Consider the following 27000-nt stretch of genomic DNA (forward strand, 5'->3'; position numbering starts at 1 on the left):
GGCCCGAGAGGTTTCGCCCAGACCCACCCGAACAGAGGCAGAGAGAATGGAAGATTTCCTGATCACGATCTACAACTTCGCAAAAGCGATGCATATCGTCAGCGTGATTGCCTGGATGGCCGGCCTGTTCTACCTGCCGCGGCTGTTCGTCTATCACGTCGAGGTGGTGGGATCAGGCAATGAGACCGACGAGTTGTTCCAGACCATGGAAAGGCGGCTTCTGAAGGCGATCATGAACCCTGCGATGATCTCGACGTGGATTTTCGGCCTGTGCCTGGTCCTGACGCCCGGGATCGTCGCCTGGGACATGGTCTGGCCCTGGACCAAGGGGCTGAGCGTGATTGCCATGACCTGGTTTCACATGTGGCTGGCTGCGCGCCGCAAGGAGTTCGTGGCGGGCACCAATACGCTCACAGGGCGGCGCTATCGCATGATGAATGAGTTTCCGACGCTCCTGATGCTGGTGATCGTGTTTTCAGTGATCATGAAGTTCTGAGGCGCCCAGGGGCTTCCTGTGGGGCCTCTGACGTTGCATGCGTTGACTCGACGCGCGCATCTGCTTAGATAGCCGTCAAGCAGGCCGTCCGGCCGTACGCTGTTTCCCAGAACAGAACCCGATACCGCGCCATCAGCGCGCGTGGAGTATTTCATGTCTCAAGACCGTCTGAACCTTGCCGAACTCAAGGCCCGTAGCCCCAAAGACCTGGTGGCGATGGCCGAGGATCTGGAAATCGAAAACGCCTCGACCATGCGCAAGGGGGAGCTGATGTTCTCGATCCTGCGCGAGCGGGCCGATGATGAATGGATCATCGGCGGCGATGGCGTGCTGGAAGTGCTCCAGGACGGCTTCGGCTTCCTGCGTTCGCCCGAGGCGAACTATCTGCCGGGTCCTGATGACATCTATGTCTCGCCCGACATGATCCGCCAGTATTCGCTGCGCACCGGTGACACGATCGAAGGCATCATCCAGGCCCCGGGCGACAACGAGACCTATTTTGCGATCACTCAGGTCGAAAAAATCAACTTCGGTGACCCGGCTGAGGCCAAGCACAAGGTGGCGTTTGACAACCTGACGCCGCTCTACCCGGATGAGCGCCTGAAGATGGAGATCGAGGATCCGACCATCAAGGACCGTTCTGCGCGGATCATTGACCTGGTGGCGCCGATCGGCAAGGGCCAGCGGTCGCTGATCGTCGCCCCGCCGCGCACCGGTAAGACGGTGCTGTTGCAGAACATCGCGCATTCGATCGAAGCCAACCACCCGGAATGCTATCTGATCGTGCTCTTGATCGACGAACGTCCCGAGGAAGTCACCGACATGCAGCGGTCGGTGAAGGGGGAGGTCGTGTCCTCTACCTTTGACGAACCCGCCTCGCGTCACGTGGCCGTGTCCGAGATGGTGATCGAAAAGGCCAAGCGCCTGGTGGAACACAAGCGCGATGTTGTGATCCTGCTCGACTCGATCACCCGTCTGGGTCGCGCCTTCAACACCACTGTGCCCTCGTCGGGCAAGGTGCTGACCGGTGGTGTGGACGCCAACGCGCTGCAACGCCCCAAGCGCTTCTTTGGCGCCGCGCGTAACATCGAGGAAGGCGGCTCGCTGACCATCATCGCCACCGCGCTGATCGACACGGGCTCGCGCATGGACGAGGTCATCTTCGAAGAATTCAAGGGCACCGGTAACTCGGAAATCGTGCTGGACCGCAAGGTCGCCGACAAGCGCGTCTTCCCGGCGATGGACATCCTCAAGTCCGGCACCCGGAAAGAGGACCTGCTGGTCGAGGGCAAGGACTTGCAGAAGACCTATGTCCTGCGCCGCATCCTGAACCCGATGGGTACGACGGATGCGATCGAGTTCCTGATCTCGAAGCTGAAACAGACCAAGACGAATGGCGAATTCTTCGACTCGATGAACGCATAATGTGTTCTAGATCAATGGGTTAACCATGGATACGATCTATGCACTCGCATCTGCGCAAGGCAAGGCCGGCGTGGCGGTGGTCCGGATTTCCGGGCCATCTGCGTTTTCGGCCTGCGCGCAGCTTTGCGCGCTGCCGGCGGCGCGCCAGGCGGCTTTGCGGCGCCTTGTCTGGGAGGGCGAAGTGCTGGATGAGGCGCTGGTCTTGCGCTTCGACGCAGGCGCGAGCTTTACCGGCGAGGATGTGGTGGAGCTTCAGCTGCATGGCTCCTTGGCCGTGGTCAACGCGGTGTTGCGCGTGCTGGGGCAGCTCGATGGGTTGCGCCTGGCTGAGCCGGGTGAGTTTACCCGTCGCGCATTGGAGAACGAATGCCTGGACCTGGCCCAGGTTGAAGGCCTGGCTGATCTGATTGACGCCGAGACCGAGGCGCAGCGCAAACAGGCGTTTCGTGTGCTATCGGGCGCCCTGGGCGACAAGGCGGAGGCCTGGCGCACCGACTTGATCCGCGCCGCGGCGCTTCTGGAAGCGACCATTGATTTCGCCGACGAGGACGTGCCGGTCGATGTCTCGCCGGAAGTTCTGGACCTGTTGGACCGGGTCGAGGCCTCCTTGCGCGCGGAAAGCGAAGGCGCGCGGATTTCCGAACGGATCCGCGAAGGGTTCGAAATTGCCATCATCGGTCCGCCCAATATCGGCAAATCCACGCTGCTGAACGCCTTGGCGGGGCGGGAGGCGGCGATTACCTCGGAATACGCCGGTACGACCCGCGATGTGATTGAGGTACGCATGGAGTTGGACGGGCTGCCGGTAACCGTTCTGGACACCGCCGGGCTGCGCGAGACCGAGGATCATGTCGAAGGGATCGGCATCGAACGCGCCAAGCAGCGCGCGGCGGCCGCTGATCTGCGTGTGTTCCTGCTGGATGAGAGTGGCGACGTGCAAGGGGTGGAGCCGCAGGACGGTGATGTGATCGCCCATGGCAAGGCCGACCTGCGTGGGGCTGAGGGGTTTTCGCTGTCGGGCAAGACCGGGCAGGGGGTGGATGAGCTGATCGCGCGCGCCTCGACCGTGTTGCGGGGACGGGCCGCCCAGGCGGGCACGGCGACGCGGGAACGGCATCGGCTTGCGATCCTCAAGGCGCTGGATGTTTTGGAATACGCGCGAATCGAGGTATTGAACGGCCCCGACCGCGCCGAACTGGCGGCCGAAGAGCTGCGTACTGCGATCCGCGCCCTTGATTCCCTGGTCGGGCGGGTCGATGTAGAGAATATCCTGGACGAGATCTTTGCGAGCTTTTGTCTGGGCAAGTGATGTTTCACGTGAAACATCGAATGAACGTCATGAAGGAGTGTTTCACGTGAAACAGTCTGATTTCGATGTGATCGTTGTCGGGGGCGGGCACGCGGGTGCCGACGCCGCCCATGCCGCTGCGCGCATGGGCGTGCGAACAGCCCTGGTCACGCTGCGTTTTGACGGGATCGGTGTTATGTCCTGCAACCCGGCCATTGGCGGGCTGGGCAAGGGCCACCTGGTGCGGGAAGTCGACGCGCTGGACGGGGTCATGGGCCGTGTGGCGGACAAGGCGGGCATCCAGTTCCGCCTGCTCAATCGCCGCAAAGGCCCTGCTGTACAAGGCCCGCGCGCGCAATCGGACCGCAAGATCTATGCGCGCGAAATGCAGGCAGAGATGCGTGACCAGGCGAATCTGGAGGTGGTTGAAGGTGAGGTCGTTGACCTGATCATGCAGGGCGATCGTGTCGCCGGAGTCGTGCTGGCCGATGGATCGGAGCTGCACGCGGGCGCGGTGATCCTGACCACCGGCACTTTCCTGCGTGGGGTCATTCATATCGGTGACGTACGCAAGGATGGCGGACGGATGGGGGATAAGCCCTCGATCAAGCTGGCTGAGCGGATTGACGGGTTTGGCCTGCCGCTGGGCCGTTTGAAAACCGGTACGCCACCGCGTCTGGATGGGAAAACCATCAAATGGGACGCGCTGGACAGCCAGCCGGGCGATGACGTGGCGGAGATGTTTTCTTTCCTGCACGACAAGCCACTCACCCGCCAGGTTGCCTGCGGCATTACCCATACGAATGCCCAAACGCATGAGATTATTCGACAAAACCTCGACCGCAGCGCCATGTATGGCGGGCATATCGACGGGGTTGGGCCGCGCTATTGTCCCTCGATCGAAGACAAGGTCGTGCGTTTTGCCGATAAGGAAAGCCATCAGGTGTTCCTGGAGCCCGAAGGGCTGGACGACGATACGGTCTATCCGAATGGGATCAGCACCTCGTTGCCCGTCGAAGTGCAGGAGGATTACGTGCGCTCGATCTTCGGGCTGGAGAATACGAAGATTCTGCAGCCGGGCTACGCGATCGAGTACGACTATGTCGATCCCCGCGCGCTGACCGAAACGCTGGAACTGCGCGATGTGCCGGGGCTGTACCTGGCCGGGCAGATCAACGGCACCACCGGGTACGAAGAAGCCGCGGCACAAGGTCTTGTGGCTGGACTGAATGCTGCCCTCAAGATCAAGGGGCAGGAGCCAGCGATCTTCTCGCGGGCGAATTCCTATATCGGCGTGATGATCGACGATCTGATCACACGCGGGGTGACTGAGCCCTATCGCATGTTCACCTCGCGCGCCGAGTTCCGCCTGTCCCTGCGCGCGGACAACGCGGACCAACGCCTGACGCCGATGGGGATAGATCTGGGCCTGGTGGGTGAACTGCGCCGCGCTGCGTTTGAGGAGAAGGCCGAGAAACTTGCCGAAGCGAAGGACATGCTGACCGCGCGCGGCTTTACCCCGCAGGAGGTCGAGAAGACCGGCATGCAGGTGCGCAAGGATGGGACCAAGCGCAGCGGCTTCGACCTGCTGGCCTTCCCGGACATCGGGTTTGACGATCTTCTGGGGCTGGAGCCGGATCTGGCGGTGATTGAGGCGCCAATCCGCGATCAGATCGCCAAGGACGCGCTTTATGCCAACTATATCGAGCGTCAAAAGCGCGATGTGGAGGCGTTGCAACGAGACGAAGCCCATGAAATTCCAGCAGAATTTGACTATCATGGGCTGGATGGCCTGTCGAATGAGCTGTCAACGAAACTGACGGCCGCGCGGCCCCGGACCCTGGCACAGGCCGGCCGGGTCGAGGGGGTGACCCCGGCGGCGCTGACCTTGATCCTGGCGAAACTACGTCAGGCAGAACGGGCAAAACGGGCATGAGCGACGAAAGAGCGGGCTTCCTGGCCCAGGTGGATGTTTCACGTGAAACATTGGCGCGGCTGGATCGCTATGCCGCGCTGCTGACCAAATGGAACCCGGCGATCAACCTGGTGGCACCGTCCACCCTGGGCCAGCTCTGGACCCGGCACTTCCTGGACAGCGCGCAGGTGCTCGAAATCGCGCCACAAGGCCGGTCTTGGGTAGATATCGGCACCGGAGGCGGCTTTCCTGGCCTTATTATCGCCATATTGGCGGCGGAAAAACGCCCTGATCTGCGCGTGACCTGCATTGAGAGCGACTTGCGCAAGGCGACCTTCCTGCGCACGGTGGCGCGGGAGACCGGGGTGGGTGTTGAGGTAATTTCCAAGCGAATCGAGCAGGTTGAGCCTCTGGATGCTGACATTCTATCGGCCCGGGCCCTGGCCTCGCTTGCCCAACTTTTGGGCTTTGCCGACCGCCATCTGTCACCCGATGGCCGCGCCATTTTCCTGAAAGGCGCGAACCATGCGGTTGAGCTGAAGGAAGCGCTTGAAAAGTGGGCCTTCCAGGCGGATACATATGCCAGCAAGACCAGTTCCGAAGCCGTCATTCTTTCCCTGGGAGACATCCACCGTGCCTGACCCGATCCGCCCCCGGCGACCGAAGATCATTGCCGTGACGAACCAGAAGGGCGGGGTGGGCAAGACCACGACGACCATCAACCTGGGCGCTGCTCTGGCGGCGGAGGGTAAGGCGGTTCTGTTGGTCGATTTGGATCCGCAGGGCAACTGTTCGACCGGGCTGGGCGTGGATGTCGCCGACCGCAAGCGCACCACCTATGATCTGCTGGTCGATGAGGCGCCGATTGCCGAAGTCGTGATGAAAACCGGGGTCGAGGGGCTCTATCTGACGCCGGCAACGACGGACCTGTCCTCGGCAGATATCGAGCTGTTTTCCAATGAAAAACGCAGTTTTCTGCTGCATGATGCCCTGCGCGCGCCGGGGATCGACGGTCTGGGTTTCGATTACGTGCTGATCGACTGCCCGCCGTCGCTGAACCTGCTGACGGTGAACGCGATGGTGGCGGCGGATTCGGTGCTGGTGCCGCTGCAAAGCGAGTTTTTTGCGCTTGAGGGCCTTAGCCAGCTGATGCTGACGGTGCGGGAGGTGCGGGCCTCGGCGAACAAAGGGCTGAGAATCGAGGGCATCGTCCTGACCATGTATGATGCGCGCAACAACCTGTCGCGGCAGGTTGAAGCAGACGCCCGGACAAACCTGGGCGAACTGGTCTTCGGCACCGTTATCCCGCGCAATGTGCGGGTGTCCGAGGCGCCCTCTTTCGCTTTGCCGGTCATGGCGTATGATCCGACATCCAAGGGCGCGCTGGCCTATACGGCGCTGGCACAAGAACTGATCGCACGATAGGAGGCGGCAATGGCACGGAAACCGAGCGGTGGATTGGGGCGGGGGCTGTCGGCCCTCATGGCGGATGTCACGCAAGAGCCGGAGGCGGCGCCGGATCGTCCACGTCGCGCCGATCAGATGGTGCCGGTGGAGAAGATCTTTCCCAATCCGGACCAGCCGCGGCGCCATTTTACCAAGGAACGGCTGGACGATCTGGCGAACTCGATCCGCGAAAAGGGCGTAATCCAGCCGCTTATCCTGCGCAAGAACCCACGGGATGAGGATACGTATGAGATCGTGGCGGGCGAACGCCGCTGGCGCGCCTCGCAGCAGGCGCAATTGCACGAAGTGCCTGCAATCATTCGGGAATATAACGACACCGAGGCGCTGGAAGTTGCGATTATCGAAAACATTCAGCGCGCTGATCTGAATGCGATCGAAGAAGCGCAGGGGTATCGCGACCTGATGAAGCGTTTTGGGCATACGCAGGAAAAGGTCTCGGAAGCGCTTGGCAAAAGCCGCTCGCACATCGCGAACTTCCTGCGGCTGCTGAATCTGCCCGATGAAGTGCAGGACATGGTGATCGAAGGCGCGCTAACCGCAGGCCACGCCCGGGCACTGATCACGGCCGAAGATCCCGTGGGGCTGGGCAAGCAGATTGCCGCGAAGGGCCTGTCGGTGCGCGACGCGGAACGGCTGGCCAAGGGGCCGAAACCGGCGGCAAAGAGCGCGAAACCCGCGGCACAGACGGAAAAGGACGCGGATACGCGTGCCTTGGAGGGCGATCTGTCCGCCGCCATGGGCATGAAGGTGACGATTGATCACAAGCCGGGCGGCGAAAGCGGCGTGGTGACGATCCGTTATGCCGACCTGGACCAGCTGGACGACATCTGCGGTAAGCTCAGCGTTTAATCGGGGAGCAGTTCCCGCAGGATTGCGTTCAGTACGGGCCGACCTTCGCGCGAGGTGCGCAGGGTGGCCCCGTCGAGCTCGATCAGGGACAATTCCAGCAGGTTTCTGAGCTTTTGCGTCTCCAGTTCCAGCCCGAACCGGGTTTTTAGCCGTTCCAAATCAATCCCCTCGCGCAGGCGCAGGCCCATGAGCAGGTATTCGACGGCCTGCTCGTCCAGGGGGATCTGCTCCCGGACACTTTCGCCGGGGTTTTTCAGCCAATCGGTGGGGGCGTGCGGGGTTTCGGTGCCGATGCGGCGACCGCCAAGGGTCAGCCGTCCATGCGCGCCGGGGCCGATGCCGATCCAGTCGCCCGCTTGCCAATAGATCATGTTGTGGCGGCTTTCCTCGCCCGGGCGGGCGTGGTTTGACACCTCGTAGGCGGGAAGACCGGCGGACTCGCAAAGTTCCTGGGTCAGGAAATACTGGTCCACGGCCAGGTCGTCGCCGGGCAGGCCTTTCAGACCACCCGCAGCGAACCGGTCGCCGAAGGCGGTGCCGTCTTCGATGGTGAGTTGATAGAGCGACAGGTGGTCCGGGCCCATGTCGAGCGCTTGGGCAAGTTCGGTGCGCCAGTCGTCTAGGCTCTGGTCCTGGCGGGAATAGATCAGGTCGAAATTCACCCGGTCGAAAGTGGATTTGGCAAGGGAAAGTGCCTGTTTGGCCTCTTCAACGGAATGCATGCGTCCAAGTTTCTTCAGGTCGGCATCATTCAGCGCCTGAACGCCTATGGAGACGCGATTGACGCCGCCCGCGCGGTATCCTGCGAAATTGGCGGCCTCGATGGATGTTGGGTTGGCCTCCAAAGTGATCTCGACGTTGTTGCCCAGGGTCCAGTGGTTGGAAATCCGGTCTAGGATCGCGCCAACCAGGGCGGGATCCATCAGGGAGGGGGTTCCGCCGCCGAAATAGATGCTGTCCAGCACCCGGCCGGGGGCGAGGTCTGCGTAGCGGTCGATTTCGGACAGGTAAGCCGCTTGCCAAGCGTCTTGGTCAATGGATTGGCTGACGTGGCTGTTGAAATCGCAATAAGGGCACTTGGCCGCGCAGAAGGGCCAATGGAGGTAGAGGCCGAACCCGGCCTCTTGCCAGTTTTCAAGCGCCAGATCAGTCACTATTCCGGCCAAATACAGCCGAAACGAGCTTGGCGAAAGCGTCGGCGCGATGGCTCATCTCGTGCTTTTTTGCCGGATCCATCTCACCAAAGGTTTCCGAATGGCCTTCGGGAACGAAGATCGGATCGAAGCCGAAACCCTGATCGCCACGCATCGGCCAGGAGACCGCGCCGCGCACAATGCCTTCGAAGATCTCGTCATGACCATCGGGCCAGGCGAGGCAAAGCGTGCAGTTGAAAGCGGCGGTACGCGGTTCAGGCGCGTTTTTTTCTTCCAGCAGGGTCCAGACCTTGGTCATCGCCATGGGAAAATCGCGCCCGTTCGGAGTTTCGGCCCAATCGGCAGTGTAGACGCCGGGTTGGCCGTCCAGTGCATCGACTGTGATGCCGCTGTCATCGGACAGGGCGGGCAGGCCGGAGGCTTTCGCGGCGAAATGCGCCTTGATACGGGCGTTACCAGCGAAAGTGTCCTCGGTCTCCTCGGGCTCATCGAGCCCGAGGTCGCCAGCGGAGACGACGGAAACACCGAAAGGTTCGAGCAGCGCGCCGATCTCGCAGATCTTGCCCGCGTTATGCGAAGCGATGACCAGCTTGTCGCCGTCGAAGGCCCGGGTCACTTGGTGGCCTCGTTTTGCAGGGCAACCAGCTCCGCCACGCCCTTGTCGGCCAGGTCCATCAGCGTGTTCATCTGATCGCGGGTAAAGGTCGAGCCTTCGGCAGACATCTGCACCTCGATCTGCTTGCCCCCGGCGGTCATGACGAAATTGCCGTCAACGCCGGCCTCAGAATCCTCGGGGTAGTCCAGATCCAGCACCGGCTGACCGGCGTAGATGCCGCAGGACACGGCGGCGACATTGTCGAGGATGGGATCCATCTTGACGTCGCCCGCTTTCAGGAGCTTGTTCACCGCCAGGCGCAGGGCGACCCAGCCGCCGGTGATCGCCGCACAGCGCGTGCCACCATCGGCCTGGATCACGTCGCAGTCGATGGTAATCTGACGCTCACCCAGGGCCTGCATATCCACGCCTGCACGCAGCGAACGACCGATAAGTCGTTGAATTTCAACGGTTCTTCCGCCTTGCTTGCCCGCAGCAGCCTCGCGACGCATCCGCGAGGTGGTGGAACGCGGCAGCATGCCGTATTCGGCGGTGACCCAGCCCTTGCCGGAGTTGCGCAGGAAGGGCGGTACGCGCTCTTCCAGCGTGGCGGTGCACAGTACGTGCGTATCGCCGACCTTGATCAGGCAAGAGCCCTCGGCGTGTTTCGTCACGCCGACTTCAATTGAAATCGGACGCATTTCATCTACAGTTCGACCGGACGGGCGCATGGCATTCCCCTTTGTAAAAAGTCGGGATGTAGGTCACACAAGGCCCGCGAAAAGGCAAGGCGAGATAGCATGACGGATGCTCCGAAGCTGTTGGAAGAGATGAACGCGCGGTCGCGCGAGGTGTTTCGGCGCCTGGTCGAAGGGTATTTGGAGACGGGGGAGCCGGTCGGCTCGCGCACCTTGACGCGCAGCCTGACGGAGAAAGTGTCCCCGGCGACGATCCGCAATGTCATGTCGGATCTGGAATTCATGGGGTTGCTGGATAGCCCGCATGTCTCGGCGGGGCGCATTCCGACCGAACAGGGGTTGCGCATGTTCGTGGACGGGCTGTTGGAAGTGAGCGAGCTGGATGGCACCGACCGGCAGAAGATCGACGAGACCCTGGGCGGGGCCGAGCCGGATGTCGGCCAGATGCTCGACCGGGTTGGGTCGGCCCTGTCGGGGATTACGGCGGGGGCGAGCCTGGTCCTGGCGCCCAAGCATGAAGCGCCGATCAAACATATCGAATTCGTGTCCTTGGCCCATGATCGTGCCCTTGTGGTGCTGGTCTTTGCTGATGGGCACGTGGAAAACCGTGTGTTCACGCCTCCACCCGGGCAGACGCCGAGTTCGATGCGCGAGGCGGCGAATTTCCTGAACGCCCTGGCCGAAGGGCGCACGATTGGCGAATTGCGCCGCGTGATGGTCGCCGAAATCAAGGCACGGCGGCAGGAGCTGGACGTGCTGGCCGCCGAGCTGGTCGAAAGCGGCGCGGCCCTTTGGGAGAACGAGGGTGAAACCTATGAGCGGCTGATCGTGCGTGGCCGCTCGAATCTGTTGGACGCGTCGGATCAGGCGGATCTGGACCGCATTCGCACGCTGTTTGACGACCTGGAGCGCAAGCGGGATATCGCCGATTTCCTTGAATTGGCCGAGGATGGCGAAGGCGTGCGCATTTTTATCGGGTCTGAGAACAAACTTTTCTCACTTTCGGGTAGCTCTTTGGTGGTTTCCCCATATATGAACGCTGATCGTAAGATCATTGGCGCCGTGGGCGTGATTGGTCCGACGCGGCTGAACTACGGGCGGATCGTGCCCATCGTGGATTACACGGCGCAGCTGGTCGGCAAGCTGATTGCGGGTCGCGGATGAAGGTTGAAAGAGATGACGGACGCGAAGAACAACATCGATGTGGAAGCGGCGATCGAGGAATTGATGGCCGAGCAGGGTGAGCCGGTGGCGGAGCCGACCGAGGCGGAAGCCGACGACGAGCTGGAACAGCTGCGCGCGGAACGCGACGACATGCGCGACCGATTCATGCGGGCGCTGGCGGACGCCGAGAACTCGCGCAAGCGTGGCGAGCGGGATCGTCGTGAGGCTGAGCAATATGGTGGCTCGAAACTGGCGCGCGACATGCTGCCGGTGTTTGACAACATGAAACGTGCGGTGGAAGCGGCGGCCAAGGACGACAACGAGGCGTCCAAACCGTTGATCGAAGGGATCGAGCTGACCATGCGCTCGCTTCTGGGCATCTTCGAGAAACACGGCATTCGCCTGGTCTCGCCGGAAGTGGGCGACAAGTTCGACCCGGAACAGCACGAGGCGATGTTCGAAGCCCCGGTGCCCGGCACCAAGGCGGGCGATGTCATTCAGGTCATGGCGGAAGGGTTCATGCTGCATGACCGGCTGCTGCGGCCGGCGCAGGTCGGGGTGTCGTCGACACCCGCATGATTTCGAATTGCTTTGCAATCCGACCAGCTGGGGGGCTAGCCCCCCAGACCCCCCAGGATATTTTTGGAAAGATGAAAGAGGGTCATTCCTTTAGCATCTTTCTGAGCTCATAGATCAGGTTGAGCGCCTCGCGGGGTGTGAGCTCGTCGGGATGTATCTCGGCGAGTTTTTCTTCGACTTTTGAAGGCTCTACGGGAGTGGCAGCCGGGGCAGGCGTGGCCGCGAAGAGCGGCAGGTCGTCGATGATCGCCTTTTGCTGCTTACCCTCGCGTTCGCCTTTTTCCAGCGCTTCCAGAACCACGCGGGCGCGGTCCACCACGCTGGCGGGCAGGCCTGCGAGTTTCGCGACCTGGACCCCGTAGCTGCGGTCGGCGGCGCCCTTGCGCACCTCGTGCAGGAAGATGACCTCGCCTTCCCACTCCTTCACCGCGATGGTGGCGTTGTCGACGCCGGGCAGTTTCCCGGCAAGCTGGGTCAGCTCGTGGTAATGCGTCGCGAAAAGCGCGCGCGACAGGTTGGTTTCGTGCAGGTGCTCCAGCGTGGCCCAGGCGATGGACAGACCGTCATAGGTTGCGGTGCCGCGGCCGATTTCATCGAGGATCACCAGCGCGCGGTCGTCGGCCTGGTTCAGGATCGCGGCGGTTTCAACCATTTCGACCATGAAGGTTGATCGGCCACGCGCCAGGTCATCCGAGGCGCCGACGCGGCTGAACAGCTGAGACACAAGCCCGATATGGGCGGCGCGCGCTGGCACGTAGCTGCCGGTCTGGGCGAGCAGGGCAATCAGCGCGTTCTGGCGCAGGAAGGTCGATTTACCGGCCATGTTGGGACCGGTCAGCAGCCAGATATCAGCGCCGTCAGAACCATCCGCGAGCGCGCAGTCATTGGCGATGAAGGGCTCGCCGTCGCGTTTCAGGGCGCGTTCGACCACCGGGTGGCGGCCGCCGGTGATTTGGAACGTGCGAGAGTCATCGACCACCGGGGCGCACCAATCCTCGGCGCGGGCAAGGTCGGCAAAACCGGTGGCCAGGTCGATCTCGGCCAGGGCGCGGGCGGCTTCGGCAACTTCGCCGTTTTGCGCCAGAATGGCACCGGACAGGGTGGAATAGAGACGCTTTTCGATCTCGAGCGCGCGGGCGCCGGCGTTGAGGATCTTGGTTTCCATCTCGCTCAGCGCCACGGTGGTGAAACGCACCGCGTTGGCGGTGGTTTGGCGGTGGATGAAATGCTCCGACAGGGGCGGGTTCAGCATCTTGTCGGCGTGGGTCGCCGTGGTTTCGATGAAATAGCCCAGCACGTTGTTGTGCTTGACCTTCAGCGAAGAAATTCCGGTCTGGTTTGCATATTCCGCCTGCATGCTGGCGATCACACTGCGGCCTTCGTCGCGCAGCTGGCGCGCCTCGTCGAGGTCGGCGTCGTAACCCGGCGCGATGAAGCCACCGTCACGGGCCAGAAGGGGCGGTTCGGCGATCAGGCTTTGCTCGAGCAGGTCTAGAAGTTCGTCGTGACCGGTCAGCGCGCTGCCTGCCTGCGCGAGTTTCGCGGGGGCATCGGCGGGCAGCATCCCGGCCACGTCCAGGGCGGCGGCCAGACCGTTGCGAATGGCAGCCAGGTCACGCGGGCCGCCGCGTTCCAGACCCAGGCGTGACAGGGCACGGTCCATGTCCGGAGCCTTGCGCAGCGCGTCGCGTAGATCGGCGGTCAGTCGACCCTGTTCCAGCAGGAAACGCACGCTTTCCAGTCGCGCGTGGATCTCGGCCAGGTCGCGGGAGGGTGAGGAAATGCGGCGTTCCAACAGACGCCCGCCACCAGCGGTCACCGTTCGGTCGATGGCGGACAGCAGCGAGCCTTCGCGGCCCCCGGACATGGAATGGGTCAGTTCCAGGTTGCGGCGCGTGGCGGCGTCGATCTGCATCGTGCCATGGGCCATTTCCTTCACGGGCGCGCGCAGCAGGGGGAGTTTGCCCTTCTGGGTAATGTCCAGATATTCGACGATCGCGCCCATGGCACCCAGTTCGGCGCGGGAGAACTGACCGAAGGCCTCGAGATCACCGACCGAGTAAAGCTCCTTCAGCCGCTTCTCGGCGCCGGCGCTGTCAAAGGCGGCGCGGCCCAGCGGGGTCAGGGAGGCGCCCAGTTCAGACACTGTTCCGGCCAATTCCGCCTCTTTCGCCTCGCTGGTGATCAGCTCGCGGGGGGCCAGACGGGCGAGTTCCGGGGCCAGACGCACCGGCGGGCAGGGCATGACGCGGAAGGCGCCGGTGGAGATATCGACCCAGGCCAGGGCCGCGTCATCGCGCACCTCGTGGAAGGCTGCCAGGAAGTTGTGGCGGCGGGCTTCCAACAGACTGTCTTCGGTCAGGGTGCCGGGCGTGACCAGGCGCACCACGTCGCGTTTCACGACCGACTTGGACCCACGTTTCTTCGCCTCGGCGGGGCTTTCCATCTGTTCGCAGACAGCGACGCGAAAACCTTTGCGGATCAGGGTCAGGAAGTAACCTTCGGCGGCATGAACGGGCACGCCGCACATCGGGATATCCTCGCCCAGGTGCTTGCCGCGTTTGGTGAGCGCAATGTCCAGCGCCTCGGCCGCGGCGACGGCGTCGTCGAAGAACATCTCGTAGAAATCGCCCATGCGATAGAACAGGAGAGCGTCCGGATAGCCGGATTTGATCTCGAGATACTGCGCCATCATCGGCGTCACGGCGGATTTCGCTGTGGTCACCTGTGCCCCCTGGTTTTGTGTCCGCACAGATTACGGATTGCACCCGGAAGGTGAAAGGGGGTCAGGTGTTTTTCCGCCGGGAAATCCAGTTCCAGGAGCTGGCGCACATGTCATCAAGGCCCAGCTGCGCGCGGAAGCCCAACACGTCCTGGGCCTTCGACGGATCGCCATAGACCTCGGCAATGTCACCGGCGCGGCGGGGCAGGATCTGATGCGCCAGGTCAAAACCGCAGGCGCGTTCATAGGCGTGCAGCATGTCGAGCACGCTATAGCCCTGCCCAGTGCCCAGGTTCACCGTGTGACTGTCGCCGGTATCCAGCAGCGCTTTCAAGGACAGAACATGGCCCTGCGCCAGGTCGGTCACATGGATATAGTCGCGCACGCCGGTGCCGTCGGGGGTGGGATAGTCATTGCCGAAGACGCCCAGGCGTTCCAGTTCGCCGGTGGCGACCTTGGAGATATAGGGCATCAGGTTGTTCGGAATGTCGTTGGGATCCTCGCCGATCAGCCCGGTGGCATGGGCGCCCGCCGGGTTGAAATAGCGCAGGATGCCGAAGGCCCAGCGGGGGTCGTGATGGGCGATCTGCTCCAGCGATTGCTCGCAGGTCAGTTTGGTGAAACCGTATGGGTTGGAGAAACTGCGCGGCGCGTCCTCGGTCACCGGCAGCGTCTCGGGGTCGCCATAAACGGTGCAGCTGGAAGAGAAGACGAGGGTAAACACCTCAGCCTTTTTCATCGCCTTCAGCAGGGAATAGAGCCCGGCGATGTTGATCTGCATGTATTCGAGCGGGATTTCCGTGCTTTCGCCAACTGCTTTCTTGGCGGCGAAATGAATGGCGGCAGCGATGTCATGTTCGGCAAATATACGGTCCAGCAGGGCGCCATCCAGCACGTCGCCCTCGTAACAGGTGACCTTGCCGCCCGCGATGACCTCCAACCGGTCCAACACGTCATGCTGCGCGTTCGAGAAGTCGTCGATGATCACGACCTCATAGCCTGCCGCCACCAGCTCGACATAGGTGTGGGACCCGATGAACCCGGCGCCGCCGGTCAGGAGGATTTTCTTGGACACGTGGACACTCCGTTACTGCTTGTGCGGAAACTACGGTGGAATGGTGGGAAAATCAGCAGGGAAAGGCTGGTTGGCGGTGAAATTCCACCTGCGGTGGGCTTTGAATTTCAAAAATTGCGATCCGAAAGGAAACATCTTTCCAACAATTGCGCAAAATACCGCGGCGTAAGACATAATCATGCGCAAAAGGCGGTTGAGACCCGGCAAAGCCCCCTGTAAGGGTGATGCGCCGAGGACGACCCAACGAGAGACCGACAGAGATGCCCAAAGCCAGAATCACCGACGAAGAGGCGCTTGCCTTCCACATCGACCCGACCCCGGGCAAGTTCGAGGTCACGCCCTCGGTCCCGATGACCACACAGCGCGACCTGTCGCTGGCATATTCCCCCGGTGTGGCGGTGCCCTGTGAGCGTATCGCGGCGGAACCCGCGACGGCCTATGACTATACCAACAAGGGCAACCTGGTCGCCGTGATCTCGAACGGGACGGCGGTTCTGGGCCTGGGCAACCTGGGCGCGCTGGGCTCAAAACCGGTGATGGAGGGCAAGGCGGTCCTGTTCAAACGCTTTGCCGACGTGAACTCGATCGATATCGAGCTGGACACCGAGGATCCGGACAAGTTCATCGAGGCGGTCCGCCTGATGGGCCCGACCTTCGGCGGCATCAACCTGGAAGACATCAAGGCGCCCGAGTGTTTCATCATCGAACAGAAGCTCAAGGAAGAGATGGACATCCCGGTCTTCCACGATGACCAGCACGGCACGGCGGTGATCTGCGCGGCGGGTCTGATCAACGCGCTGCACCTGTCGGGCAAGCAGATCGAGGATGTGAAGATCGTACTGAACGGCGCGGGGGCGGCGGGCATTGCCTGTATCGAGCTTCTGAAATCCATGGGCGCGCGGCATGAAAACTGTATCGTCTGTGACACCAAGGGCGTGATCTATCAGGGTCGCACCGAAGGCATGAACCAGTGGAAATCGGCCCATGCGGTCAACACTGACCTGCGCACTTTGGAAGAGGCGATGGAGGGGGCCGACGTGTTCCTGGGCGTCTCCGTCAAGGGCGCGGTGACGCAGGAGATGGTTCAGGCGATGGCCGACAACCCTGTCATCTTCGCCATGGCCAACCCGGATCCGGAGATCACTCCAGAAGACGCGCATGAGGTGCGCCCGGACGCGATCGTTGCCACCGGCCGGTCGGATTATCCGAACCAGGTCAACAACGTGCTGGGCTTCCCCTATCTGTTCCGCGGCGCGCTGGATATTCACGCCCGTGCCATCAATGACGAGATGAAGATCGCCTGTGCCGAGGCGCTGGCGGAACTGGCCCGCGAGGATGTGCCGGACGAGGTCGCCATGGCCTATGGCAAGAAGCTGACCTTTGGCCGCGATTACATCATCCCGACGCCGTTCGACCCGCGTCTGATCCACGTGATCCCGCCTGCAGTCGCCAAGGCTGGCATGAACACCGGGGTCGCGCGCCGTCCGATCATCGACATGGACGCCTATGAGCTGACGCTGAAATCGCGCATGGACCCGACCGCCTCGATCCTACGCGGAATTACGGCGCGGGCGCGTCAGGCCCAGTCCACCATGATCTTTGCCGAGGGCGACGACCCGCAGGTGCTGCGCGCTGCGGTGCAATATCAGCGCAATGGTTTCGGCCGGGCGCTGGTCGTGGGCCGCGAAGATGACGTGAAACGCAAGCTGGAAGCCGAAGGCCTGGCCGACGCGGTGCGCGAGCTGCGCGTGGTGAACGCCGCGAACACCCAGCACCTGTCGACCTACAAGGATTTCCTTTACGAACGGCTGCAGCGTCACGGTTTTGACCAGCACGATATCCACCGTCTTGCGGCGCGGGATCGTCACGTCTTTGCCTCGCTGATGCTGGCCCATGGGCATGGTGACGGCCTGGTCACCGGCGCCACCCGCAAATCGGCCCATGTGCTGGAGCTTATCAACCACGTCTTCGACGCCAAGGCCTCAGACGGGGCGGTCGGCATTACCGCGCTGCTGGTCAAGGGGCGCATCGTGTTGATTGCCGATACGCTGGTGCATGAATGGCCGGAATCGGAAGACCTGGCCAATATTGCCGAAGCCGCCGCCCGCGTGGCGCGTGGCCTGGGTCTGGATCCGCGCGTGGCTTTTGTCAGCTTCTCGACCTTCGGCTATCCGGTCTCGGAACGCGCCGAAAAGATGCATGACGCGCCGGACATCTTGGCCCAGCGTGGCGTCGATTTCGAGTTCGATGGCGAGATGACCGCAGACGTGGCCCTGAACGAAGAGATCATGGCGCAATACCCGTTCTGCAAGCTGTCCGGCCCCGCCAATATCCTGGTCATGCCGGCGCGCCACAGCTCGTCGATCTCGGTCAAGATGATGCAGGAACTGGCCGGCGCCACGGTCATCGGTCCGATCCTGTCGGGCACGGGCAAACCGATCCAGATCTGCTCGTCCGCGTCGACCGCAAATGACATCCTGAACATGGCGATGCTTGCCGCTTGCAAGATCGGCTGATCTCTGATCCCCTCCGCTGAAAACCCGTCAGGGAGCGGAGGGGAGATGACCGTCTACAACCTCGGTTCGATCAATATCGACCATGTCTACCGCGTGCCGCATATCCCGGCGCCGGGCGAAACCCTTGCGGCCAGCGGGCATATGACCGGGTTGGGCGGCAAGGGCGCGAACCAGTCCGTGGCGGTGTCCCGCGCGGGCGCCCGCGCCGTGCATATCGGTGCGGTCGGGGCCGAGGGCGGTCCCTGGGTCGATCAGCTGCGGGCTTTCGGGGTCGAGGCGCGTGTGGCCGAGGTCGAGGAAGCCACCGGACACGCCAATATCTGCGTGGATGACGCGGGCGAGAACATGATCGTCATCTTTTCCGGCGCGAACCTGAAGCAGTCTCTAACCCACCTTGAAACGGCTCTGTCGGACGCCGAGGCCGGGGATGTTCTGCTGCTCCAGAACGAAACCAACCTGCGGCGTGCCGCGGCTGAGCTGGCCCATGCCAAAGGGATGCGCGTGGTCTATTCCGCCGCGCCCTTTTCCGTCGAGGCGGTGCAGGAGATGCTGCCCCATACCGACCTGTTGGTGATGAACGAGGTCGAAGCAGCGCAGCTGCGATCCGCGCTTGGCGACATCGCCTTGCCGGATCGCCTGATCACCCGGGGCGCGCAGGGTGTGACCTGGTTTGGCGACCAAGAAATCTCGCTCCCGGCGTTCTCTGTTACCCCTGTGGACACGACCGGCGCGGGGGATTGTTTCATCGGCACCTTCGTGGCCGGGTTGGACCAAGGGCTGGAGGTGGCGCAGGCGCTGCGCCTTGGCCAGGCGGCCTCGGCCATTCAGGTCACCCGCCCCGGCACCGCCGACGCGATCCCAACCCGCGCAGAAACCGACGCATTTCTTGACCGCCAGGAGGCCAAATGACCGATCACGTGACCACCCACCAGGCTGAGGACGACGCCCGCAATGAGGAAATTCTGATCTGGCTGAACGGTCGAGTTGTGCCCAAGGCCGAGGCTCTGGTCAGCGTCTATGACTCCGGCTTCATGCTGGGCGATGGCGTCTGGGAGGGGTTGCGCCTGTATGATGGGCATTGGGCCTTTATCGACGAGCACATGGACCGCCTGTTCGAGGCGGCAAAGGCGATCGACCTGGACATTGGTATGACCCGAGATCAGGTCATTTCCGCCGTGTTAGAGACGCAAAAGGCCAATGGGATGACCACGGATGCCCATGCGCGGCTGATGGTGACACGCGGCGTCAAGACGCGCCCGTTCCAGCACCCGGGGCTGAGCCAGCAAGGCCCGACCGTGACGATCATCATGGAACATTCGCGACCCTCCATCCCGCGCCCGATTACGCTGGCAACTGTGCCGCATATCCGGGGCCTGCCGATGACGCAGGACCCGAAGCTGAACTCGCATAGCAAACTGAACTGCATCCTGGCCTGTATCGCCGCCGAAAAGGCCGGGGCGGACGAGGGGCTGATGCTGGATGTGAATGGCTTCGTGAACACGACCAATGCCTGCAACTTCTTCATTGTCAGGAAGGGCGAGGTTTGGACCTCCACCGGGGATTACTGCATGAACGGGATCACCCGGCAAAAGGTGATCGACCTGTGTCGTGCGAATGGCATTCCGGTACATGAGCGCAACTACTCGCTGGTCGACACTTACGGCGCGGATGAGGCGTTTTTGACCGGCACCTTCGGCGCGCAGACCCCGGTGGGCAAGATCGACGGGCGGCAGATCGGCACCGGGCAGATGGGGCCGGTGACGGAGCGGCTCAGGGGGCTCTACAAGGCTCTGATCCAGCAGGAAGCGGCGAAATGAAGATCGCCATGTGGTCCGGGCCGCGCAACCTGTCGACGGCCATGATGTATGCCTTCGGCAACCGCGCGGATTGCGCGGTGGTGGATGAGCCGTTCTATGCGGCCTATCTGGCGAAGACCGGGATCGTGCACCCGATGCAGGCGGAGATCCTGGCAAGCCAGCCGCAGGATCCGGCCGAGGTCGTGGCGTCCCTGACGGGTCCGAACCCGGATGGCAAACCGCATTACTATCAGAAACACATGACCCAGCACATGGTGGACGGCGTGCCGCGTGATTGGATGGCGGAGGTGATGAATGTCTTCCTGATCCGCCACCCCGCGCGGGTGATCGCCTCCTATGCGGCGAAACGCGAGAACCCGACGCTTGAGGATATCGGTTTCCGCCAGCAGGCCGAGCTGTTCGACCAGTTCGGCGGTGTTGTGGTGGACAGCCACGACATTCGCGACGATCCCGAGGGGATGTTGCGCAAGCTCTGCGAGGCGATTGGGCTTGTCTGGGATCCGGCGATGCTGTCCTGGCCCAAGGGCGGGCACAAGGATGATGGCGTCTGGGCGCAGCATTGGTACGGCGCCGTGTGGAACAGCACGGGTTTTGCCGGGGCCGAGGGACCGCTGCCGGAAGTTCCCAAGCACCTGCAAGATGTGTTGCAGGCGGCGCTGCCCTATTATGAGCGGATGAAGGTGGAGAAAATTTGACAGAAAAGACCGGGAGCGAAATTGAAGCGCTTCATACATTTGTGGCGGATTTTGAGGCGCAGAGCAGCAGTTTCATGCGGTTCTTTCGAATTCTGCTTGCGGCCTATCTGATTTATGCAGCCCTTGCCATATTCCTGGGTATCTTCGTTCTGGGCAGACCATTCTCAGGTCTTCTTTTCGCCGTTCTGGTTCCGGGTTTCGCACTGTGGGCTTGGCACGGTGCACAAAAGAAGCGCCTTCATATGCTCACCCGAACCGGTGCCTTGCCAACCCTGAGCAACATGGTCGGTCTCACCTATGAAACAAAAACCGGTCACGCTCGGGCGCGGGCAGAGCGGGGGCGGGAGTTTGGTGTGGTCAAAGGCAAGGATATCTCTGTCAATGACAGCCTGTCCGGGACGTTGGGGGATCTGATATTTTCGGTCGACAACATCGAAATGACGGATGATGACGGTGATGGAGGGAAGACCACGCGGTTTCAAGGGTTGGTCTTCGGTCTTGAGCCACAGGTGGGCGACTTGTCGCCCTTGGTGATCCGTCGCGCGAAATCCGAGTTTAGTCGGAAAGTTGGCGCAGTTTTTGGCAAGGCCCCACCGCTTGAGCATCGTTGGGACAAGGAAATTCGTGTAGGCGCAGACCCGCCCCTTGCTGTGTTCTACGAAAACGCGGAAGGATTGGAGCACCGGTTGGACCGTTTGGCGAAGGCTTTTGACCAAACAAAGCTGTTATTCCGCTTTCAAGTCGGCATTCAGGGTCTGGTGCAGGAAGGACCACGATTGCTCGTCTTCATGGACTCGAGTGTCCATTGGTTCATGGTGCGTGATCTTGAGGGGGATAGTGTTGAGCTGACGAAGGAGCTCAATCGAATCCTTGATGAGCTTTCACGCCCCATACAATTGGCCGAAATCTGGGCGAAGGTCTAACCCTTCAACAAAGCCCCCAGCTTCATCGCCACGCCCGCGTTTCCGGACACTTTCAGCTTGCCCATCATAACGCTGGTCATCGGGTTGAGCTTGCCGGTCAGAAGCTTCGTGAGGTTGTCGGTGCTCAGGCGGATGGTGCAATCCGTGTCCTGATCCGTGGTCGACGCCGCGCCGTCGGCCAGGACGATCACGCCGTCCGCGCCGCAGTCGAATTTCAGCGAGCCTTCAAAACCGCCTTTGGGCAGGTTGGCGTTGATGCCGTCGGCGATGGTGGTCAGTGTCATGTGGGCCTCCCTGTGCGCACAGGCTTAGGGCGGCGTGGGGGGCGGAACAATCGGTGACGTCGCGGGACCTCAGAGGTCCATGACGATTTCCAGCTCGCCGTCGACAATGCGGCCGGTCTGACGAAAGCCAAGCCGCTCGTAGAAGCCCATGTTGGAATTCGGCGCATCCACCACCGAGGAGACCAGCCGGGGCAGGGACCATTCACGGGCCTGGGCCTTGCATTCCTCGATCGCGAGGCGGCCATAGCCCTTGCCCTGGTGCTCGGCCGCCACCATCAGGCGCCATAGATAGGCGCCGTCGGGGTCGTCGCCCTCGTCCAACTTGCCGTGATGAGGGTGGATCATGGCCATCAGCCCGACCGGGGTGTCCCCGTCATAAAGCCCCCAGACATGGGAGCCGGGCTCATAGGCCGCCTGGGCCAGGGTGACGGGGTTGGGGGCGACCAGGCCATCCTGATCGGCCCCCGTTTTCAAGCGAAGGAGCGCGTTCACATTCTCATATGAAACGGCGCGGCGCTGCATCAGGGTTTGATGCGGCGGTTGCGCAGGGCGATCAGTTTCAGGCGCAGCGCGTTCAGCTGGATGAAGCCGGCGGCGTCGGTCTGATCATAGGCGCCCATGTCCTCTTCGAAGGTCACGTGCTCTTCGGAATAGAGCGAGTGATCCGACCAGCGGCCGACCACGCGGGCCAGACCCTTGTAGAGCTTCATGCGCACGGTGCCGGTGACGTGTTCCTGGCTGTGGTCGATGGCGGCCTGCAGCATCTCGCGCTCGGGCGAGTACCAGTAGCCGTTGTAGATCAGCTCGGCATAGCGCGGCATGAGCTCGTCTTTCATGTGCATCGCGCCGCGGTCCATGGTGATGCTTTCGATGCCGCGGTGGGCATCCAGCAGGATGGTGCCGCCGGGGGTCTCGTAGATGCCGCGGCTCTTCATGCCGACGTAGCGGCCTTCGACCAGGTCCAGGCGGCCGATGCCGTGCTTGCGGCCATATTCGTTCAGCTCGGTCAGGATGGTCGCGGGCGACATTTTCTCGCCGTTGATGGCAATCGGGTCGCCCTTTTCGAACTCGATCTCGATGAATTCGGGCGTGTCGGGGGCGTCTTCCGGGTGCACGGTGCGCTGGTAGACGTAATCGGGCGCGTCCTCGGCCGGGTCTTCCAGGACTTTGCCTTCGGACGAGGTGTGCAGAAGGTTCGCATCGACCGAGAAGGGGGCCTCGCCACGTTTGTCCTTGGCGACGGGGATCTGGTGCTGCTCGGCGAACTCCAGGAGCTTGGTGCGCGATCCCAGGTCCCATTCACGCCAGGGGGCGATCACGACGATTTCCGGGTTCAGCGCGTAGGCCGCCAGTTCGAAACGCACCTGGTCGTTGCCCTTGCCGGTGGCGCCGTGCGACACGGCGTCTGCATTGTGCTCGGCGGCGATTTCCACCAGGCGTTTCGAGATCAGCGGGCGGGCGATCGAGGTGCCCAGCAGATAGAGCCCTTCGTACTGCGCATTGGCGCGGAACATCGGGAAGACGAAATCGCGCACGAATTCCTCGCGCAGGTCCTCGATATGGATGTTCTCGGGCTTGATGCCCAGCATCTCGGCCTTGGCGCGGGCCGGTTCCAGCTCCTCGCCCTGGCCCAGATCGGCGGTAAAGGTGATCACCTCGCAGCCATATTCGGTCTGCAGCCATTTCAGGATGATCGACGTGTCGAGGCCACCGGAATAGGCCAGGACAACTTTCTTGGGCGCTTTCTGGGGCGCGGTGTTGGACGAGATCATCAGTTTCCCTTTCACGAGCGGTTCCTCGCGCGCTTAGCCGATCTTGTCGGTGGGGGCAAGGTTCGGTCGTGCGTGAGGGCTTGTCAGGGCGCGGCATTTGGGCAAGATGCGCCCTCATGAGCGACTTCCTGAGAAAAGCCCGCGTGGCCGAGCAGCAGATGCGGGCGATTTTCCCCGCCACGCCGTTGCAGCGAAATGACCATCTGTCCGCGCGGTTTGGGGCGGATATCTGGCTGAAGCGCGAGGATCTGAGCCCGGTGCGCAGCTACAAGATCCGGGGCGCGCTGAACGCGATGGGCAAGGCGTTGGCGGCGGACCCGGACCAGGGCGTGTTCGTCTGTGCCTCGGCGGGGAACCATGCCCAGGGCGTGGCCTATGTGGCGCGGCATTTCGGGGTGCGCGGCGTGATCTTCATGCCGGTGACGACGCCGCAGCAGAAGATCGACAAGACCCGCATCTTTGGCGGTGACGCGGTCGAAATCCGCATGGTTGGCGACTATTTCGATGACACGCTGGCCGCCGCGCAGGCCTATTGTGCCGAGGTGGGCGGGCATTTCCTGGCGCCTTTTGACGATGAGGATGTGATCGAGGGTCAGGCGTCCGTGTCCGCCGAGATCATGGCGCAGCTGGGCCGTGCGCCCGATATGGTCGTGCTGCCGGTTGGCGGCGGCGGGCTGTCGGCCGGGATCACGCGCTTTCTGGGCGAGGTCGCACCGGATGTCGCCGTTCGCTATGTCGAACCCGAAGGCGGCGCCAGCCTGACGGCGGCCATTGCGGCGGGGGAGCCGGTCAAGCTCGACAAGGTGGACAGTTTCGTCGATGGCGCGGCGGTGGCGCGGATTGGCGCGCGGCCCTTTGCGGCGTTGAAGGACGTGCCCCTGCACCATGTGCTGACCGCGCCGGAGGATCGTATCTGCACCACCATCCTGGATATGCTGAATGTCGAAGGCGTGGTGCTGGAACCGGCCGGCGCGCTTTCCGTCGATGTGCTGGCGGACCTGTCGGATCAGATCAAGGGCAAGACAGTGGTCTGTGTGACCTCGGGCGGGAATTTCGATTTCGAACGGCTGCCGGAGGTCAAGGAAAGGGCGCAGCGCTATTCGGGGCTGAAGAAATATTTCCTGCTGCGCCTGCCGCAGCGTCCGGGCGCTTTGCGCGACTTCCTTGAGATGCTTGGGCCGGAGGATGACATTGCCCGCTTCGAATATCTGAAGAAATCCGCGCGCAACTTCGGCTCGGTGCTGATCGGCATCGAAACCTCGGCGCCGGAGAACTTCGATGCGCTGTTTGCCAAGCTGGATGCCGAAGGGTTCGTCTGGTCGGATATTACCCAGGACGAGGTCCTGGCGGAGTTCATTATCTAGCCAGGAAAGCCTCTTTCGATGCATCGAAAGTGGAGAAGACGGCGCCCAGGCCAGCCGGGTCGAATTCACCGGCGGCGGCCTGTCGTTCGCCGTCGCTGCAGACTTTCGACAGCGCCTCGAACCCGAGGTTCAGCGACGAGCTTTTCAGGAAATGCAGGTCCTGTTCGAACTGCGCAGGCTGTGGATCAGTGCGCAGGCGATCAATCACCTCCTCGACCTCTTCCAAGAAGATCTCGGCGACTTCGGCGAAATCCTCTTCGCCGATTTCATCGCGCAGTTCATTCACGCGATCCCAACTGATCATCGGTCGTCTCCTTACGCGGTTTCGCGCCTAGGATCGCCCATCCCCCTTGCCAAGCGGTTAATGGATCCCTGCAAACAGCCAAAATTTTAGCTTTAAGCGGCTGTTAAAGCGCAACTGCGTAACTCAACCAAACGAGTCGCGGACTCGCAGTTGAAAAAAGGTCATGTCGTGAGTGCTTTAGTCGCGCAGAATGCCCAGCCGGAGGATCCCAGAGATACCGGTGTGGTGCAGACCATCCTGGTTGTCGACGACAGCCGGGCGCAGCGCCGTGTGTTAGGCGCTTCCCTGTCGCGCCAGGGGTATAATGTGATCGAAGCGGCCGGCGGCGAAGAGGCGTTGGCGTTGCTTGAAAGCGAAGATGTTGACCTGATCCTGTCGGATTGGATGATGCCGGGCATGGACGGGCTGGAACTGTGCCAACAGTTCCGCGCGATGGAGCGCGAGAAATATGGATACTTCATCCTCCTGACATCAAAGACCGAAAAGGGCGCAGTGGCGCAGGGGCTGGATGTGGGCGCGGATGACTTCCTGTCGAAACCGCCCAATGCCGAGGAACTGCGCGCGCGGATCAATGCGGGCGACCGCATCCTGCGCATGCAGCGCGAGTTGCAGGAAAAGAACCGGCTGGTCAGCGCCACGCTGGCGGAAATCTCGTCGCTTTATGACAATCTGGACCGCGACCTGATCGAGGCGCGCGAGATGCAGCAGGCGCTGGTACGTGAAAGGTTCCGCGACTTCGGCAAGGCGGAGGTTTCGGTCATGTTGAAACCTTGCGGCCATGTGGGGGGTGACCTGGTCGGGTTCTTCCGCCTGGATGAGCATCGCGTTGCGGTCTATTCGATCGACGTGTCCGGTCACGGCATTGCTTCGGCACTTTTGACAGCGCGCCTGGCCTCCTACCTGTCCGAAGGATCGCCCGAGCACAATGTTGCGCTGAAACGTGTGGCCGATGGGGTCTATTTCCCACGCCCGCCTCAGAGTGTCGCGCGTCTGCTGAACGAGATCATGCATGATGAGATCGAGTCAGATCACTATTTCACACTGCTGCTGGGGTATCTGGACCTGCGAACGGGCGAGGTTGAGATGACGCAATGCGGCCACCCAAACCCGATGTTGATGCGGGCCGACGGTGCGGTGGAATATGTCGGCGAAGGTGGCATGCCGGTTGGGCTGATCCCCGGCGCGGAATATGACAGCTTCAGTCTTCGGCTGCAGCCCGGAGAGCGGCTCATGTTCTATTCGGACGGGTTTACCGAATGCGAAGGGGATGATGGCGAACAGCTGGAAGAGGCCGGGTTCGAGGAAATCGCACAACGCAACAAGGACCTGGCCGGGGCGGATTTCTTCCAGGCGCTGACCTGGGATCTGGATCTGTTCTGCGGCACACAGGATTTCCCCGACGACCTGTCCTGCGCGATGATCGAGTATCAGCGGGACAGGTAGGCCGCAACAAAGGCACGATCCCCGGGATTTCCGAGGATCCGTGCCGCGACCTGCATCGGCGCCCAAAGCACCTCATGTCCTGGTTCGCTGGGCGGCCCATGCGGGCGCACCGGATGGGCGACATAGATGTGGCAGAGCTTTTCCGCCCAGAGGTCATACTCCGGCATGTAGGTGAACCGGCGAAACGCCCCCAGGCGGCGCGGGCTTGCAATGCGCCAACCGGTTTCCTCGAACACTTCGCGATGCAGGGCGGTCAGCGGGCTTTCCCCCGGGTCGATGCCGCCACCGGGCAGTTGCACCTCGGGTTCGGGCTCTTCCTGGTGGGTCAGCAGCAGATCCCGTCCGCGGGGCAGGATTGCATAGGCCCCCGGTCGCAGCGTATAGCGCCGTCCAACCTGCCGTGATTCGCCAAAACGCGGGATCATGCCCTTTTCCCCTTGGTTGCCGCACCTACA

The 27000-nt window shown here is 62.2% G+C and carries 26 protein-coding genes; 16 read left to right on the forward strand and 10 right to left on the reverse strand.

All coding sequences use genetic code 11. From position 1 onward, the window contains the following. Nucleotides 1-46 precede the first annotated feature (46 nt). The 7 genes from ACO07D_RS07000 to ACO07D_RS07030 all read left to right on the forward strand — a co-directional run bounded on the left by ACO07D_RS07000 (nt 47) and on the right by ACO07D_RS07030 (nt 7440). Nucleotides 47-496: a CopD family protein gene (locus tag ACO07D_RS07000; protein ID WP_421702242.1), complete on the forward strand. Its 450-nt coding sequence runs from the start codon at nt 47-49 to the stop codon at nt 494-496. A 153-nt stretch (nt 497-649) separates the two neighbouring features. Further along, nucleotides 650-1921 (forward strand): transcription termination factor Rho, encoded by a 1272-nt coding sequence (gene rho, locus ACO07D_RS07005; protein ID WP_421702243.1) that lies wholly within the window; start codon nt 650-652, stop codon nt 1919-1921. A 25-nt stretch (nt 1922-1946) separates the two neighbouring features. After that, nucleotides 1947-3230 carry a tRNA uridine-5-carboxymethylaminomethyl(34) synthesis GTPase MnmE gene (gene mnmE / locus ACO07D_RS07010; protein WP_421702244.1) on the forward strand — a complete coding sequence of 428 codons (1284 nt, stop codon included), beginning with the start codon at nt 1947-1949 and terminating at the stop codon, nt 3228-3230. 37 nt (nt 3231-3267) lie between these two features. Next, on the forward strand, nt 3268-5145 hold the full coding sequence (gene mnmG, locus ACO07D_RS07015; RefSeq protein ID WP_421702245.1) for a tRNA uridine-5-carboxymethylaminomethyl(34) synthesis enzyme MnmG: 1878 nt from the start codon (nt 3268-3270) through the stop codon (nt 5143-5145). Beyond that, entirely contained in the window at nt 5142-5765 is a 624-nt protein-coding gene (rsmG, locus tag ACO07D_RS07020) for a 16S rRNA (guanine(527)-N(7))-methyltransferase RsmG (protein WP_421702246.1), read from the forward strand. The genes mnmG and rsmG overlap by 4 nt, the downstream gene beginning before the upstream one ends. Then, nucleotides 5758-6549 carry a ParA family protein gene (locus ACO07D_RS07025; protein ID WP_421702247.1) on the forward strand — a complete coding sequence of 264 codons (792 nt, stop codon included), beginning with the start codon at nt 5758-5760 and terminating at the stop codon, nt 6547-6549. Before rsmG ends, ACO07D_RS07025 begins: the two co-directional genes overlap by 8 nt. 9 nt (nt 6550-6558) lie before the next feature. Continuing rightward, entirely contained in the window at nt 6559-7440 is an 882-nt protein-coding gene (locus tag ACO07D_RS07030) for a ParB/RepB/Spo0J family partition protein (protein WP_421702248.1), read from the forward strand. Here the strand turns inward: ACO07D_RS07030 and hemW are convergent. The 3 genes from hemW to rph are packed head-to-tail and all read right to left on the reverse strand — an operon-like array spanning nt 7437 to nt 9920. Then, a complete protein-coding gene (hemW, locus tag ACO07D_RS07035; protein WP_421702249.1) occupies nt 7437-8594 on the reverse strand; it encodes a radical SAM family heme chaperone HemW in 1158 nt (385 codons plus the stop codon). The genes ACO07D_RS07030 and hemW overlap by 4 nt on opposite strands. Further along, nucleotides 8587-9210 carry an RdgB/HAM1 family non-canonical purine NTP pyrophosphatase gene (gene rdgB, locus ACO07D_RS07040; RefSeq protein ID WP_421702250.1) on the reverse strand — a complete coding sequence of 208 codons (624 nt, stop codon included), beginning with the start codon at nt 9208-9210 and terminating at the stop codon, nt 8587-8589. The genes hemW and rdgB overlap by 8 nt, the downstream gene beginning before the upstream one ends. After that, nucleotides 9207-9920, reverse strand: coding sequence for a ribonuclease PH (gene rph / locus ACO07D_RS07045; RefSeq protein WP_421702251.1), 714 nt, complete (start codon nt 9918-9920; stop codon nt 9207-9209). Before rph ends, rdgB begins: the two co-directional genes overlap by 4 nt. A 69-nt stretch (nt 9921-9989) precedes the next feature. Here rph and hrcA point away from each other — a divergent pair, with 69 nt between their 5' ends. Both hrcA and ACO07D_RS07055 read left to right on the forward strand, forming a co-directional pair. Further along, nucleotides 9990-11051, forward strand: coding sequence for a heat-inducible transcriptional repressor HrcA (gene hrcA, locus ACO07D_RS07050; RefSeq protein ID WP_421702252.1), 1062 nt, complete (start codon nt 9990-9992; stop codon nt 11049-11051). Nucleotides 11052-11114: 63 nt separating this feature from the next. Continuing rightward, nucleotides 11115-11630 (forward strand): nucleotide exchange factor GrpE, encoded by a 516-nt coding sequence (locus tag ACO07D_RS07055; protein WP_421705006.1) that lies wholly within the window; start codon nt 11115-11117, stop codon nt 11628-11630. Nucleotides 11631-11712: 82 nt separating this feature from the next. Here the strand turns inward: ACO07D_RS07055 and mutS are convergent, their stop codons facing one another. Continuing rightward, on the reverse strand, nt 11713-14325 hold the full coding sequence (gene mutS / locus ACO07D_RS07060) for a DNA mismatch repair protein MutS (RefSeq protein ID WP_421705007.1): 2613 nt from the start codon (nt 14323-14325) through the stop codon (nt 11713-11715). A 91-nt stretch (nt 14326-14416) separates the two neighbouring features. Further along, nucleotides 14417-15427, reverse strand: coding sequence for a UDP-glucose 4-epimerase GalE (gene galE / locus ACO07D_RS07065; RefSeq protein ID WP_421702253.1), 1011 nt, complete (start codon nt 15425-15427; stop codon nt 14417-14419). 260 nt (nt 15428-15687) lie between these two features. Here galE and ACO07D_RS07070 point away from each other — a divergent pair, with 260 nt between their 5' ends. From ACO07D_RS07070 to ACO07D_RS07090, 5 genes are read left to right on the forward strand one after another with little or no spacing between them, the layout of a single operon-like run. Then, complete coding sequence (locus tag ACO07D_RS07070) at nt 15688-17943, forward strand: NADP-dependent malic enzyme (protein ID WP_421702254.1); 2256 nt, start codon at nt 15688-15690, stop codon at nt 17941-17943. Between the two features lie 45 nt (nt 17944-17988). Continuing rightward, on the forward strand, nt 17989-18852 hold the full coding sequence (locus ACO07D_RS07075; RefSeq protein ID WP_421702255.1) for a ribokinase: 864 nt from the start codon (nt 17989-17991) through the stop codon (nt 18850-18852). Beyond that, a complete protein-coding gene (locus ACO07D_RS07080; RefSeq protein ID WP_421702256.1) occupies nt 18849-19760 on the forward strand; it encodes a D-amino acid aminotransferase in 912 nt (303 codons plus the stop codon). Before ACO07D_RS07075 ends, ACO07D_RS07080 begins: the two co-directional genes overlap by 4 nt. Further along, nucleotides 19757-20455 (forward strand): HAD family hydrolase, encoded by a 699-nt coding sequence (locus ACO07D_RS07085; RefSeq protein WP_421702257.1) that lies wholly within the window; start codon nt 19757-19759, stop codon nt 20453-20455. The genes ACO07D_RS07080 and ACO07D_RS07085 overlap by 4 nt, the downstream gene beginning before the upstream one ends. Beyond that, complete coding sequence (locus ACO07D_RS07090; protein WP_421702258.1) at nt 20452-21378, forward strand: hypothetical protein; 927 nt, start codon at nt 20452-20454, stop codon at nt 21376-21378. The genes ACO07D_RS07085 and ACO07D_RS07090 overlap by 4 nt, the downstream gene beginning before the upstream one ends. Here ACO07D_RS07090 and ACO07D_RS07095 read toward each other — a convergent pair. The 3 genes from ACO07D_RS07095 to ACO07D_RS07105 form a co-directional block, all read right to left on the reverse strand. Continuing rightward, nucleotides 21375-21662, reverse strand: coding sequence for an SCP2 sterol-binding domain-containing protein (locus ACO07D_RS07095; protein ID WP_421702259.1), 288 nt, complete (start codon nt 21660-21662; stop codon nt 21375-21377). The two genes, ACO07D_RS07090 and ACO07D_RS07095, sit on opposite strands and share 4 nt — an antisense overlap. A 69-nt stretch (nt 21663-21731) precedes the next feature. Next, nucleotides 21732-22136, reverse strand: coding sequence for a GNAT family N-acetyltransferase (locus ACO07D_RS07100; RefSeq protein WP_421702260.1), 405 nt, complete (start codon nt 22134-22136; stop codon nt 21732-21734). 47 nt (nt 22137-22183) lie between these two features. Continuing rightward, nucleotides 22184-23434 (reverse strand): argininosuccinate synthase, encoded by a 1251-nt coding sequence (locus ACO07D_RS07105; protein WP_421705008.1) that lies wholly within the window; start codon nt 23432-23434, stop codon nt 22184-22186. Nucleotides 23435-23550: 116 nt separating this feature from the next. On the opposite strand from ACO07D_RS07105, the gene ilvA reads away from it, so the two are divergent. After that, nucleotides 23551-24798 carry a threonine ammonia-lyase IlvA gene (gene ilvA, locus ACO07D_RS07110; protein ID WP_421702261.1) on the forward strand — a complete coding sequence of 416 codons (1248 nt, stop codon included), beginning with the start codon at nt 23551-23553 and terminating at the stop codon, nt 24796-24798. Here the strand turns inward: ilvA and ACO07D_RS07115 are convergent. After that, nucleotides 24791-25102 carry an Hpt domain-containing protein gene (locus ACO07D_RS07115; protein WP_421702262.1) on the reverse strand — a complete coding sequence of 104 codons (312 nt, stop codon included), beginning with the start codon at nt 25100-25102 and terminating at the stop codon, nt 24791-24793. The two genes, ilvA and ACO07D_RS07115, sit on opposite strands and share 8 nt — an antisense overlap. 168 nt (nt 25103-25270) lie before the next feature. Between ACO07D_RS07115 and ACO07D_RS07120 the strand changes: the two genes are divergently transcribed. Continuing rightward, the gene (locus ACO07D_RS07120) at nt 25271-26545 is read left to right on the forward strand and encodes a PP2C family protein-serine/threonine phosphatase (RefSeq protein ID WP_421702263.1); all 1275 of its coding nucleotides are present in this window, start codon (nt 25271-25273) and stop codon (nt 26543-26545) included. Here ACO07D_RS07120 and ACO07D_RS07125 read toward each other — a convergent pair. Beyond that, nucleotides 26530-26970 (reverse strand): NUDIX hydrolase, encoded by a 441-nt coding sequence (locus ACO07D_RS07125; RefSeq protein ID WP_421702264.1) that lies wholly within the window; start codon nt 26968-26970, stop codon nt 26530-26532. The two genes, ACO07D_RS07120 and ACO07D_RS07125, sit on opposite strands and share 16 nt — an antisense overlap. Nucleotides 26971-27000 lie beyond the last annotated feature (30 nt).

Origin of the sequence: Aliiroseovarius sp. (assembly GCF_965228805.1) — a bacterium.
GTDB lineage: Bacteria > Pseudomonadota > Alphaproteobacteria > Rhodobacterales > Rhodobacteraceae > JASBTN01.

Coding starts and splice junctions, on each gene's coding strand:
- ACO07D_RS07000 (WP_421702242.1), top strand. CDS start 47: ATGGAAGATTTCCTGATCACGATCTACAACTTCGCAAAAGCGATGCAT.
- rho (WP_421702243.1), top strand. CDS start 650: ATGTCTCAAGACCGTCTGAACCTTGCCGAACTCAAGGCCCGTAGCCCC.
- mnmE (WP_421702244.1), top strand. CDS start 1,947: ATGGATACGATCTATGCACTCGCATCTGCGCAAGGCAAGGCCGGCGTG.
- rsmG (WP_421702246.1), top strand. CDS start 5,142: ATGAGCGACGAAAGAGCGGGCTTCCTGGCCCAGGTGGATGTTTCACGT.
- ACO07D_RS07030 (WP_421702248.1), top strand. CDS start 6,559: ATGGCACGGAAACCGAGCGGTGGATTGGGGCGGGGGCTGTCGGCCCTC.
- rph (WP_421702251.1), bottom strand. CDS start 9,920: ATGCGCCCGTCCGGTCGAACTGTAGATGAAATGCGTCCGATTTCAATT.
- hrcA (WP_421702252.1), top strand. CDS start 9,990: ATGACGGATGCTCCGAAGCTGTTGGAAGAGATGAACGCGCGGTCGCGC.
- ACO07D_RS07055 (WP_421705006.1), top strand. CDS start 11,115: ATGGCCGAGCAGGGTGAGCCGGTGGCGGAGCCGACCGAGGCGGAAGCC.
- mutS (WP_421705007.1), bottom strand. CDS start 14,325: ATGATGGCGCAGTATCTCGAGATCAAATCCGGCTATCCGGACGCTCTC.
- ACO07D_RS07070 (WP_421702254.1), top strand. CDS start 15,688: ATGCCCAAAGCCAGAATCACCGACGAAGAGGCGCTTGCCTTCCACATC.
- ACO07D_RS07075 (WP_421702255.1), top strand. CDS start 17,989: ATGACCGTCTACAACCTCGGTTCGATCAATATCGACCATGTCTACCGC.
- ACO07D_RS07080 (WP_421702256.1), top strand. CDS start 18,849: ATGACCGATCACGTGACCACCCACCAGGCTGAGGACGACGCCCGCAAT.
- ACO07D_RS07085 (WP_421702257.1), top strand. CDS start 19,757: ATGAAGATCGCCATGTGGTCCGGGCCGCGCAACCTGTCGACGGCCATG.
- ACO07D_RS07095 (WP_421702259.1), bottom strand. CDS start 21,662: ATGACACTGACCACCATCGCCGACGGCATCAACGCCAACCTGCCCAAA.
- ACO07D_RS07105 (WP_421705008.1), bottom strand. CDS start 23,434: ATGATCTCGTCCAACACCGCGCCCCAGAAAGCGCCCAAGAAAGTTGTC.
- ilvA (WP_421702261.1), top strand. CDS start 23,551: ATGAGCGACTTCCTGAGAAAAGCCCGCGTGGCCGAGCAGCAGATGCGG.
- ACO07D_RS07115 (WP_421702262.1), bottom strand. CDS start 25,102: ATGATCAGTTGGGATCGCGTGAATGAACTGCGCGATGAAATCGGCGAA.
- ACO07D_RS07125 (WP_421702264.1), bottom strand. CDS start 26,970: ATGATCCCGCGTTTTGGCGAATCACGGCAGGTTGGACGGCGCTATACG.